Source organism: Bacillus sp. JJ1127 (assembly GCF_036965845.1).
In the GTDB taxonomy this organism is placed as follows: Bacteria; Bacillota; Bacilli; order Bacillales; family Bacillaceae_G; genus Bacillus_A.
In genome coordinates this window covers 1,414-12,916 of record NZ_JBALQK010000225.1, presented here as the reverse complement: position 1 = coordinate 12,916, position 11,503 = coordinate 1,414, and the positions used below count along the sequence as shown (strand labels likewise).

12 protein-coding genes and 1 pseudogene are annotated in these 11,503 nt (G+C 36.2%); 6 read left to right on the top strand and 7 right to left on the bottom strand.

Annotated features, from left to right (window positions below; all coding sequences use genetic code 11):
- Positions 1 to 364 (bottom strand): annotated as a pseudogene (locus V7183_RS20140) (glycosyltransferase); the annotation flags it as partial.
- 323 nt (positions 365 to 687) lie between these two features.
- Between V7183_RS20140 and V7183_RS20135 the strand changes: the two are divergent.
- Complete coding sequence (locus V7183_RS20135) at positions 688 to 918, top strand: CGEA protein (protein ID WP_335360623.1); 231 nt, start codon at positions 688 to 690, stop codon at positions 916 to 918.
- A 471-nt stretch (positions 919 to 1,389) separates the two neighbouring features.
- On the opposite strand, the gene fabI is transcribed toward V7183_RS20135, so the two are convergent.
- Together fabI and V7183_RS20125 are read right to left on the bottom strand one after the other, a co-directional pair.
- Positions 1,390 to 2,166: an enoyl-ACP reductase FabI gene (gene fabI / locus V7183_RS20130; RefSeq protein ID WP_097898189.1), complete on the bottom strand. Its 777-nt coding sequence runs from the start codon at positions 2,164 to 2,166 to the stop codon at positions 1,390 to 1,392.
- 143 nt (positions 2,167 to 2,309) lie between these two features.
- Entirely contained in the window at positions 2,310 to 3,353 is a 1,044-nt protein-coding gene (locus V7183_RS20125; protein ID WP_097898202.1) for a Fic family protein, read from the bottom strand.
- 566 nt (positions 3,354 to 3,919) lie between these two features.
- Here V7183_RS20125 and V7183_RS20120 point away from each other — a divergent pair.
- Positions 3,920 to 5,080, top strand: a complete 1,161-nt coding sequence (locus V7183_RS20120; RefSeq protein ID WP_335360622.1) for an FtsW/RodA/SpoVE family cell cycle protein — start codon at positions 3,920 to 3,922, stop codon at positions 5,078 to 5,080.
- Between the two features lie 77 nt (positions 5,081 to 5,157).
- Entirely contained in the window at positions 5,158 to 5,898 is a 741-nt protein-coding gene (gene prpE, locus V7183_RS20115) for a bis(5'-nucleosyl)-tetraphosphatase PrpE (protein WP_335360621.1), read from the top strand.
- Between the two features lie 41 nt (positions 5,899 to 5,939).
- Here the strand turns inward: prpE and V7183_RS20110 are convergent, their stop codons facing one another.
- Genes V7183_RS20110 through V7183_RS20095 form a run of 4 tightly spaced genes read right to left on the bottom strand, consistent with a single transcriptional unit; the run spans position 5,940 to position 8,699 of the window.
- A complete protein-coding gene (locus tag V7183_RS20110) occupies positions 5,940 to 6,827 on the bottom strand; it encodes an RluA family pseudouridine synthase (RefSeq protein WP_335360620.1) in 888 nt (295 codons plus the stop codon).
- A gap of 15 nt (positions 6,828 to 6,842) precedes the next feature.
- Positions 6,843 to 7,640 (bottom strand): NAD kinase, encoded by a 798-nt coding sequence (locus V7183_RS20105; RefSeq protein ID WP_335360619.1) that lies wholly within the window; start codon positions 7,638 to 7,640, stop codon positions 6,843 to 6,845.
- Positions 7,641 to 7,658: 18 nt separating this feature from the next.
- Entirely contained in the window at positions 7,659 to 8,297 is a 639-nt protein-coding gene (locus V7183_RS20100) for a GTP pyrophosphokinase (RefSeq protein ID WP_016113795.1), read from the bottom strand.
- Positions 8,298 to 8,327: 30 nt separating this feature from the next.
- Complete coding sequence (locus tag V7183_RS20095) at positions 8,328 to 8,699, bottom strand: hypothetical protein (RefSeq protein WP_335360618.1); 372 nt, start codon at positions 8,697 to 8,699, stop codon at positions 8,328 to 8,330.
- Positions 8,700 to 8,843: 144 nt separating this feature from the next.
- Between V7183_RS20095 and V7183_RS20090 the strand changes: the two genes are divergently transcribed.
- The 3 genes from V7183_RS20090 to V7183_RS20080 all read left to right on the top strand — a co-directional run bounded on the left by V7183_RS20090 (position 8,844) and on the right by V7183_RS20080 (position 10,914).
- A complete protein-coding gene (locus V7183_RS20090; RefSeq protein ID WP_335360617.1) occupies positions 8,844 to 9,422 on the top strand; it encodes a CYTH domain-containing protein in 579 nt (192 codons plus the stop codon).
- A gap of 206 nt (positions 9,423 to 9,628) precedes the next feature.
- Entirely contained in the window at positions 9,629 to 10,027 is a 399-nt protein-coding gene (locus V7183_RS20085) for a globin (protein ID WP_097898182.1), read from the top strand.
- Entirely contained in the window at positions 10,027 to 10,914 is an 888-nt protein-coding gene (locus V7183_RS20080; RefSeq protein ID WP_335360616.1) for a ClpXP adapter SpxH family protein, read from the top strand. Before V7183_RS20085 ends, V7183_RS20080 begins: the two co-directional genes overlap by 1 nt.
- Positions 10,915 to 11,503 lie beyond the last annotated feature (589 nt).

Here is an 11,503-nt window from a genome sequence, read left to right as displayed (position 1 = left end):
ATATACAAAAAAAATCATGTATGAAAAAAATATAATTAATTTCAGAACATTGAATGAATTTTATAAAATCAAATATAGGAAATTTAATGAGATGATTTATATAAATTAATTCAATATCCATTGACTTGAGTAGTAATCGGAAGCTATTTTCATCATAATTATGAAACTCGAATTCATCGTACAAAGGGCTTTTTTGATTTATATCTTCTATACAAAAAATTCCAGATCTAAACGTCATCTTATAAATTCTATACTTATGTTTATTCTGCTCAATATACGTATGTTGATAGTATTCTACTCCCCCGCCTATAGGATTCATCACAAATAAAATGCCTTTCTTTTTTGGAGTGCCGACTTTCTCCAACAACACTCCCCCCTTCTTCAGTTAAATTTTTCTATTTACCATCTCAACTCGTTTTCTTCAATAATTTATAAATATATATTTTCATAAACAAAAATATTACACCATTTATTTTCACATGAAATAATAAGGCAAAATTGTGTCCCTCTCATCAAGTAACCACTACCATAAGACGAATGGTTACTAAGGTTTTATTTCCTTTAATTCAAAAAAAGTCACCTACGTTTGCTTTACCTAAACATTTTATATCCCCTCTGCATATATTGACTATATGTTTCTTTAGAAAACACGTATTCAAATATCAAATTTAAGGTTAGGTGAAAAGTATGACAAATTGCGAAGGTATAGCTTGTTTTTTATTTGATAGTTGGCCACCAGGAACTATTGTGACAATAACAACTAGATCTGGACAAATTATTGGGCCTGCTTCTCTTCTTGAATTTTATTCCAATCTGTGTCTAGTTATATTAGCAGAAGAAAGTTCAATTACACCACCATCTACTAATTTTATACTCATAAGTTGTGAGGATATAGAAAGTATTACTCTCCCTGCCTAAATTAATGAACTGTACAAATTACTCTATATTTTCAGTGGAAAGGAATACTTACAAAACATTCTAAAAAACACATTTTTTTAACTCTAGCAGGTTTGATTTTTTACAATTAAACAATTTTTGCACAAGGCATAGCATACTTATCAACAACACCTAATATGTAATAATTTTTTCCTAATAAAGCTGAGATTTTCTTCTTTTTTCTAACAAATGACACTTGTAAAAAAGACTCTTTATGTATTGTTGGGTATTTCCTTGTACCATTTATAAACTTTGCATTCAATTAGTTCTTTCAACTTCCTCTCAATACTAGCTCGAAGCATAATAGAAAAAAATAAGGATTGCAATTCACCTTGAATCAAACGATTCAAAAAAACGCTATTCTTTTTGCAAAAAGAATAGCGTTTTCTCTTTATATTATATAGATACAAACATATTTTTAACACCTGTCCTACAGCTTAATAAGACTCTCCATTACCCTAAAATATGATACCCAGAATCCACATGAATATTCTCACCAGTAACACCAGTTGCTAGATCACTGAATAAGAATAATGCTGTATTACCAACTTCTTCTTGCGTTACGTTACGGCGAAGTGGTGCACGTTCTTCGATTTGTTTTAAGATGCTGTTGAAGTCGCCAACACCTTTAGCTGATAGCGTGCGGATTGGTCCTGCTGATACAGAGTTTACACGAATGTTGTGTTGTCCTAAGTCGTTTGCTAAGTATCTTACGCTTGCGTCTAGTGATGCTTTTGCAACACCCATTACGTTGTAGTTTGATACAACGCGCTCTCCGCCAAGGTATGTTAGTGTAACAATGCTGCCGCCTTCTGTCATTAATGGTTTTGCAGCTCTTGCAACAGCTGTTAATGAGAATGAGCTAATATTTTGTGCAAGTAAGAATCCGTCACGAGATGTATCAACGAACTCACCTTTTAAGTCGTCACGGTTTGCAAATGCGATGCAGTGTGCTAAGCCGTGTACAACGCCAACTTCTTCTTTAATTGTTTCAAAGCAACGAGCGATATCTTCATCGTTTGTTACATCACATGGTAAAACAAGTGATTTTTGTCCTTCTAATGATTCCGCTAAGTCGCGTACGTTTTTCTCTAAACGCTCACCAGCATAAGTGAAAATTAAGTTTGCTCCTGCATTATGTAGAGAACGAGCAATCCCCCATGCAATGCTGCGTTGGTTCGCAACACCCATAACAATAATATTTTTCCCTTGTAAGTTGAGAAGATTCATTTATTTATCCCCCTAAATCTATTTAATATAATCAGTTATTAGTACCTGGTAACATATTTATATCATATCACAAATTTAAAAGAAGGCAAAACAAAAAATCACAGATTCTCAGCAATGCAATTTTGTTCAACGTCATTTCCTCATTATATTTTCATCCACTTCGCATTTCTGCCTTTACCAACGGGCTCAATTTTCTTTTGATCTCGCAAAGACTTTAGTACTCGGTTAATTGTTGCTTCTGCGACATCTGGACAAGCATTCCGAATATCTTCTTTTGTAAAATAACCAAGTCGATGTGTAATAAACTCTTCTACACGCTGACTCTTGTTTCCTCTTGTCGTTTCAATTGTTCCAACACGACTCTCTAATTCTTTATATGCCGCAATCATTGTGCCAAGCCAGTAATTTGTCCAAAATAAAATATTATGATCACCGCTATGCCAATTTGCTGATGACTTTCGCAACATTTCATAATACGAATCTTTGCTTTCTTCTACAATTTTTTCTAAGCTGATAAATCTTCCTACCTCATAACCAGCACGATACAATAAAAGCAATGTTAATAACCGAGCCATTCTCCCGTTTCCATCATTAAATGGATGAATACATAAAAAGTCTAAAATAAATGCAGAGATTAAAAGAAGTGGATCTACTTCTTCTTTACGAACACATTCGTTATAGTACTCACATAACTCTTCCATCGCTCTTGGGGTTTCAAAGGCAGAAAGTGGCTGAAAACGAATAAATCTCTCCCCTGTTGGTAGCTTTTCCTCAATTACATTATCCGTATTTTTCCACTTTCCTCCTTCTAATGGTACAAATTTATATAAATCCCTATGAAGCTGCAAAATTACATTACTATTGATCGGAATTGCTTCATATGCTGAATGAATCGTAGCTAATACATCACGATATCCAGCAATTTCACCTTCTGATCGATCCATTGGGTCTACTTTATTTTCCATTAATCCTTTTAAGCGCTGATTTGTAATAACAATACCTTCAATACTATTTGACGCTTTCGTACTTTGAATAATCGCAACGTTTTTTAATGTATTCAAAATTTGCGGAGATTGTTGTTTGTATAATTCTTGTTTCCCTTTAAACTCGTTGATTTTACTAATTAAGCGAACTGTATGCATCGGAAAAGCTAAATCATTTAACCTTTCATTACGAAATGACATCATAAACATTATCATCCCCTTATCATATTCAAAAAAACAAAAAATATTATTTTTATTATAACATAAACATAATAAAACAATAATAAACATATTCTTTTTTTACAAATGATTATATTCTCTTTACGACAATGTACTTCTCTCATTACTTCATTCGATAGTTCGTCCATCATGTCATTTTGAACGTCACATATTCTCTTCTTTATTAAAATACAAAATATTTCATAATGAAAAAATAAACCTGTCCGATCTGTATCTGTATAATTCCATTGTGTTTTTTCAAAATATAAACCGCGGCTATGAAGAATAAAAGAGAACCGCTCTCACTTTCTCCCTTTGTTTTAACATGGCACGGGGCGAAAATAGGCCCTAACCGCTTCTATGCATGGTCGGACCCTCTCTCCCACCTAAAAAGAAAGGTTTTTTTATCAGTTTCTCAATTTATATCTATATAATCTAACATCCCACATTCAAATTCCAAACAGCATATTTGCAAACCATCCAAAATTCGCTAATATGGTAATAACGTCTTTTTTTTATTATATAAAGAGCAATAGAAAGGACTACATACGGTGAAGAATAAGAATTCTCAATATCAAATAGATTACATATTAATACTCATTTTATTTGCAATCGCGGCTGTGAGCTGTTTTGCCATTGCAAGTGCTCAGCCATCTTTACCACCGGCTTTACAAAGTGTAAATTTCGTACTAAAACAAATTCAATGGTACGTCATTGGAATAATCGCCATTTTCGTCATTATGATTATTGATTTTGATCGTTATAAACAAATCGCTTGGTATTTATATGGGGTTGCCATGTTGCTCCTCATTGGACTTGAACTCAAAATTCCGGGAGCTGTGACAATTAAAGGAGCTACCGCTTGGTACAGTTTACCGGGCCTTGGTAATTTCCAGCCTTCTGAAATTATGAAATTATTTCTAATTCTTGTCGTTGCAAGGATTATCACAAATCATAATGAGAAATATCCGTTTCGCTCACCGCGTGAAGATTTGATTTTACTTGGGAAAATATTTGCCGCTAGTTTACCTCCATTGCTTCTCATCGCGAAAGAACCAGACTTAGGAAATACGATGGTTATTTCGGCGATGCTCGCAGCAATGATTTTAGTTTCTGGTGTACGTTGGCGCTTTATTTTAGGCTTAGCGGCTCTTGTTATTGCAGCTGCTGCTGCGTTAACTTATATTTACTTCGAACATACAGAATTCTTTAAGGCTCATATTTTAAAGGAATATCAATTAGATCGTTTCTATGGCTGGTTAGCACCTTATGAATACGATACACAAGGGTATCAGTTACGTCAGGCTCTTTTAGCTACTGGTTCTGGCGAGCTTCATGGAAAGGGATGGGAAAATAGTGACGTATATTTTCCAGAACCACATACAGATTTTATTTTTACAAATATTGCAGAGAAATTTGGATTTTTAGGTGCAAGTGTCGTCATTTCACTTTTCTTCCTGCTCATTTACCGCATGATTCATATCGCTTTAGAATGTAAAGATCCATTCGGCAGTTATCTATGTGCAGGAACGGTTGGCATGTTTACGTTCCAAGTATTCCAAAACATTGGAATGACAATCGGTTTACTTCCAATCACAGGGATCACCCTTCCACTTATGAGTTATGGTGGTAGTTCTTTACTCACATATATGATTGCGATTGGCTTCATCCTAAACGTACGATCACGAACGAAAAGATTTATGTTTGATTAGACCATATCCAATGGGATATGGTTTTTTCCATATTCACTTTAGGTATACTAAGAAAAAACTAAGATGGGGGCTATAACATGCAATATGATATTATCGGGGATATTCACGGCTGCTTTGAAGAGTTTCAAACGTTAACAGAGCAACTCGGCTATCATTGGGAAAGCGGACTTCCCGTTCATCCTGTGGGGCGACAACTTGCTTTCGTCGGTGACATTACAGATCGCGGTCCGCACTCCCTCAAAATGATTGAAATTGTATGGGAACTTGTAATAAACCGAAAAGAAGCATACTATGCACCTGGGAATCATTGTAATAAGCTATACCGTTTTTTTATCGGACGTAACGTAACAATCGCACACGGATTAGAAACAACTGTCGCTGAATATGAATCATTACCTACCCGTGAGCAAAAAATCATACAAAAAAAGTTTATTGATCTATATGAACAGTCCCCTCTCTACCATATATTAGATAACGGCAAACTCATCGTTTGTCACGCTGGTATTCGCCAAGATTATATAGGCAGAACAGATAAGAAAGTCCAAACCTTTGTATTATATGGTGATATTACAGGGGAAAAACATCCTGATGGCTCTCCTGTCCGTCGTGATTGGGCAAAGTATTATGAAGGTAAAGCCTGGATTATATACGGACATACCCCTGTAGCAGAACCTCGCTTTGTGAATCATACCGTAAATATTGATACAGGGGCTGTATTTGGAGGAAAACTAACAGGCCTTTGCTATCCGGAGATGGAGACAATTTCAGTTCCCTCTTCGATGCCGTTTGTGCCTGAGAAATTTCGTCCTATTACATAACGAACCGCAAAATAAAGCTGCCCTCATACACTGAAGGCAGCTTATTTCAATACTTCTTTCATATCTTCTGGCACATCTGCATGAAAAGTCATCTGTTTTTCTAAAATAGGATGATAAAACGTTAAACTTGTACTATGAAGCGCTTGTCGTTTTATTTGCGACCTACTCCCTCCATACAAGTCATCCCCTAACAGCGGATGCCCTACATATGCCATATGTACACGAATTTGATGCGTTCTTCCTGTGTCTAGCTGCAACGCTACACGCGTCTTGTTTGGGAAGCTCTCCATAACCTGAAAATGAGTAATTGCCTTTTGGCCACCTTCGCATACAATTCGTTCAATAATACTATCGTCTTTTCTTCCAATTGGTGCATCAATCGTACCCGATTCTTCCAGCATTTCTCCGTGAACAATCGCTTCATATGTTCGTTTCACTTGCTTTTGTTGATGTTGCTTTGATAAAAGGTGATGAATAAATCGGTTTTTCGCAATTAACATCAGTCCTGAAGTATCACGATCAAGCCTTGTTACAATATGTACCGTACTCGCAAGATTTTGTTTATCATAATGATGCAGAAGCGCATTCGCAACACTTCCAGTCGGATGCTCCCTTGATGGAATGGTTGACATGTATGGTTCTTTATTGATTACAAGAACTGAATCATCTTCATATACGATAGACAGTGGAATATTTTCAGCTTGCATGCCTTCACTTCTTTCCTCAATCGGAAAAAACACTCGCAATTCTTCTCCAGCCTGTAATATGTGGCGAACCGTCGCATGCTTACCATCAACTTCAATTGCTCCGCCATGAAACTTTATATCAGTTAAAGCTGCTTTAGAAATCCCTTTCGTTTTTAGAAACTCCCGAATGAGCATTCCCTCTTCCGCCTCTGTTATATACCATTTTAGTGTAAATCTCTTCAAATGCATAAACCCTCTCTATTCATCCGCAACAAATGAATCACGAACTCGTTTCCAGAACGGGAAAGGACGGAAACGAACGAATCGCACTTTCTCGTTTGCAACGCGATACTGAATTGATTTCACATCTTGATGAACCATCGTTAAATGGTCCACTGTAATTTGCAAATTCATTCCTGCAGTTGGCTTTAAAACACATGTATGATGCTTTGGTAAAACAAGCGGTGAGCCCACTGTACGGAATACACGGTTATTAATCGATGCCATTTCCGCAATTTGAATTGCCTCAATAGAAGGATGAATAATTGCCCCGCCAAGCGCCTTATTATAGGCTGTGCTTCCCGAAGGAGTAGAAATGCAAAGACCATCTCCGCGAAATGTTTCAAAATATTCCCCGCGAATTTCTACTTCTGTAACCAATGTACCTTCTGCACTTTTTACAGTTGCTTCGTTCATCGCTAAATACCTTGATTCTTTACTGCCATTCACATAGCGAATAATGACTTCTAAAAGCGGATATTCTACTACCTGAAATGGTGTCTTCGCAATCGCAATCACTAGCTTCTCTACTTCTGTAGGCAACCAATCTGCATAAAATCCTAAATGACCAGTATGCACACCAACAAATGCAGTCTCATCTAATCGATTACAATAACGGTGAAACGCATATAAAAGCGTTCCATCTCCTCCAACAGAAATTACAATATCAGGTTCCGTTTCATCCATTGTAAATCCAAAATCCTGCAAATATTCCGTCATCGTACTCGCAAGCGCGTTTGATGATTGATCTCCCTTTGACATAATTGCAAATTTCATCGCCCAACACCCTTTAGTTTATGATTCGGATTCTTTCGCTTCTTGTTTGCGCGAAAAAACCTTTTGTGCTTCTTGAATTTCAAGACGAATCGAAGACATTTCTTCATCTAACAAAAATGCTGCTTCTGCCGCACGCTGAAGGCGTACTTTAATATCTTCTGGAAAGCGCCCGCTATATTTGTAATTTAAAGAATGTTCAATTGTTGCCCAAAAATTCATTGCTAGCGTTCGAATTTGAATTTCAACTAGTACTTTTTTCTCTCCACAAATCGTTTGAACAGGATAACTAATTACAACATGATACGAACGATAACCACTTTCTTTCTTTTGCGTCACATAGTCTCGTTCTTCCACAATTTCAAAGTCATTCCGTTTTCGAAGATATTCGACAACAGGCTTAATCTCATCAACAAATTGGCACATCATCCGAAGACCAGCGATATCCTGCATTTCTTCTCCGAGCCGATCAAGCGGTACATTTCGCTTTTCCGCCTTATCAATAATACTTGCAACCGACTTCACCCTGCCTGTTACAAATTCAATCGGAGAGTGTTCTGTTAACATTGTAAACTGTGAACGCATTCCTTTTAGTTTCACTTTTAGCTCTGCCACCGCTTGGTGGTACGGCGCTAAAAATTCTTCCCAATTACGATTCATTTCAACCACCACCAAAATCAATCCATTTGCTTACAGAAATACTTTTTCTACTGCTGTCACAAGTTCTTCCCCGTAATTTGCATTACCTTCAATATTTTCAATTAAATATTCTACTTCTTCTTTTAATTGTTCTAACTTAATCTCAATATTATTTACACGAACAAACATGACCTTTTCTTTTTTCATTGCATCATGCATTGCTTCCCAATATGTATGCGGAATACTTACATAAATGAAAGATGATTCATTTTCTAAGATATATAAAAATGATAAATGATCTGAGTCTACAAGTACGTGATTACGTGCTGTTAACTCCTCCACCTGTAATTCCGTATTTTCCGCACAAAAAATAAGAGCATTTTCTCTTTCTTCTACGCTCTTAACTTGAATTTTATTTTGCATACTCAAATTCCTCCATATCAGCTTCCTGTCTTACTTGGCACTATTATTGTATCATAACATGGGCGCAAACAAATAAAACATTGAACCAAATTTGTGAAAAAGCGATAATGTCTACAGAATTACTTTTAAAAAGGAGCTCATACAATGACACAAGAAATTGAAATTGAATTCAAAAATATGGTCACACAAGAGGAATTTCAAACATTATGCAAAGCGTTTTCCATTCAATCATTTACAAAACAAGTAAATCATTATTTTGAAACTCCGCACTTTTCTTTAAAAGAGGCTGGCTCTGCTCTTCGTATTCGTCATAAAAACGGCGCTTATACATTAACTTTAAAACAACCAGCTGAAACTGGATTACTTGAGACGCATCAAACGCTAACAGAGCAAGAAGCGCACCTTATGATGGAAACCGCTCAAATTATTACAGGCCCTGTAGCAAAAGAGCTACATGAATTACAAATTCCTGTTTCTACTTTAGCTTATATGGGAAGCTTAACAACAGAAAGAGCAGAAATTCCTTTTAAAGGCGGAACACTTGTATTTGATCATAGTTTCTATTACAATCACGATGATTATGAACTTGAATACGAAGTACAAGACGAGCCGACAGGTAAAGCTGCTTTTCTTCACTTATTGAATCAATATCATATCCCTGTTCGGCATACAAAGAATAAAGTGCAACGCTTTTTTCTTGCAAAACAAAACAATGCACGCTAAAGTGAAACTTCCGGCAGTGAACGCTTTTTTCACTGCTGGTTCGTCTTCGCCAACTGACAGATTCTACTTCAGCATTTTAGAAGAAAATAGTTCTACTTAAGAAACAGATCATAAGCAAAAGATTGGATGAAAGCTGTTTAGTTGCTCTTCATAACAATCCATTGCTACAATAGACATACACTTGATGGAAAAGGAGTTTATAAAGGATGAGCAAGCAACCAATGACACCATTTGAAGCAATTGGCGGTGAACAATGCATTGCAACATTAGTCGATACATTTTATTCCTATGTCAGCAAACACCCTGACTTATCTCCTATCTTCCCAGACGATTTAACAGAAACAGCCAGGAAACAGAAGCAATTTTTAACACAGTACTTAGGAGGACCTAGCTTATACACAGAAGAACACGGTCATCCTATGCTAAGAGCACGCCATCTCCCTTTTGAGATTACACCAAAGCGAGCAAAAGCCTGGTTAGCATGTATGGAGCAAGCTATGGAAGATACTGGAGTACACGGACACATTCGAGAATTTGTTTTTGAGCGCTTAGCGTTAACGGCACAACATATGGTCAATACTCCAAATGAAACAGGTGAAGCATAATGGATAAACAGGAAGCAAAGCATATGCCTTCTCTTTCCAAATGCGAACATAAATCTGTAGAAGCTTATTTGTTTATCGATCCACTTTGTAAAGACTGTTGGGACATCGAACCAGTCATCATTAAATTATGGCTCGAATACGGAAAGTACTTTTCAATCCGACATATATTAACTGGCAAAGTGGATGGGGTCATTGCCTCCTCACACAAATGGAATAAACCTGCTAATATTCGATTTGTGTGGGAAAAAACAACAAGTTTGCACGGATTTTCATGTGATGGAAAGGTCAATATGCAAGATGCCTCATCTACACCATATTTAGTTTCTATGGCAATTAAAGCGGCTGAGTTGCAAGGTCGAAAAGCAGGTTCGAGGTTTTTGCGAAAACTCCAAGAATACATTTTTCTTGAAAATGTATCCAAGCCAGATGCGGAATTATTACTGTCATGTGCTGAGCAAAGTGGTATTGATATAGAAGAATTTACAAAAGACCTGCATTCAATTAGTGCAAAAAAGGCATTCCAATGTGATTTGAAATTCACAAATGAAATGCATATTACCGAAATCCCTTCCCTCGTATTCTTTCATGCGAATTCAGATGAGGAAGGCATTAAAATTGCGGGAATTTATTCATATGATGTATATGTACAGTTATTAAAGGAACTTGTGAAGTGCGATATTGAGCCTGCTCCATTACCTCGGCTAGAGGTCTTACTAGAAATGGTTCAGTTTATGTCATCTAAAGAACTTGCATTTATATATGGCTGTCCGCAACAAGAAATGGAACGAGAGCTAAAAAAATTGTCACTCAAAAGAAAAGTACGAATGATTGAAATGAAATGTGAACGGTATTGGAAATGGATTGCAAAAGAAAAAGACCTGGTGTAAAACACCAGGTCTTTTTCTTTACGGCTTATAAAAATATTAAAGGGGATGGGAGAAATTTTCACGTTCAAACAAAGGGGTATATGTTTGTATGTGAATTCGTTCACATCTATTATATTACAAGATTCGACGTCAGATGACAATACCTTTTGTCGAATTTCACACTTCTGTCACATTCTAAACGTTTTCATTTTGAATATGATATATAGAGGAGGTTTATATATGAGAAAATTTCATATTCTACTGTTTATTTGTCTTCTGATTGGTTCGTTTTGTTTATATATTCTCTCTTTACTCAAAACCTTTCCTTTACTTATATCTCTTCCCCTTCTATTTGGAGCAATTATATTAATTATATCCTACCTGAACCACTATAAACGCTTTAAAGGTTTCTAAAAAAGGAAAATATCTCATAACCGTATATTTTAACTTTTTACCATCCTTTTTGAGAGAAATACTTAAAAAGGATGGTTCTTTTTATTTATCCCGCTATTTGCGGGCAGTAAGACCCCCACCTCAAAATTCAGTAAAAGCAAAGAAGTTAGGCGGGGGATCAACTGCCCGTAAAAGCCCGATTCGTTCAACTAACAAT

What these genes read in the sequence shown, in the direction of transcription:
- V7183_RS20135 (WP_335360623.1), top strand. Translation starts at nt 688, where the DNA reads ATGACAAATTGCGAAGGTATAGCTTGTTTTTTATTTGATAGTTGGCCA.
- V7183_RS20125 (WP_097898202.1), bottom strand. Translation starts at nt 3,353, where the DNA reads ATGATGTCATTTCGTAATGAAAGGTTAAATGATTTAGCTTTTCCGATG.
- prpE (WP_335360621.1), top strand. Translation starts at nt 5,158, where the DNA reads ATGCAATATGATATTATCGGGGATATTCACGGCTGCTTTGAAGAGTTT.
- fabI (WP_097898189.1), bottom strand. Translation starts at nt 2,166, where the DNA reads ATGAATCTTCTCAACTTACAAGGGAAAAATATTATTGTTATGGGTGTT.
- V7183_RS20095 (WP_335360618.1), bottom strand. Translation starts at nt 8,699, where the DNA reads ATGCAAAATAAAATTCAAGTTAAGAGCGTAGAAGAAAGAGAAAATGCT.
- V7183_RS20100 (WP_016113795.1), bottom strand. Translation starts at nt 8,297, where the DNA reads ATGAATCGTAATTGGGAAGAATTTTTAGCGCCGTACCACCAAGCGGTG.
- V7183_RS20090 (WP_335360617.1), top strand. Translation starts at nt 8,844, where the DNA reads ATGACACAAGAAATTGAAATTGAATTCAAAAATATGGTCACACAAGAG.
- V7183_RS20080 (WP_335360616.1), top strand. Translation starts at nt 10,027, where the DNA reads ATGGATAAACAGGAAGCAAAGCATATGCCTTCTCTTTCCAAATGCGAA.
- V7183_RS20105 (WP_335360619.1), bottom strand. Translation starts at nt 7,640, where the DNA reads ATGAAATTTGCAATTATGTCAAAGGGAGATCAATCATCAAACGCGCTT.
- V7183_RS20085 (WP_097898182.1), top strand. Translation starts at nt 9,629, where the DNA reads ATGAGCAAGCAACCAATGACACCATTTGAAGCAATTGGCGGTGAACAA.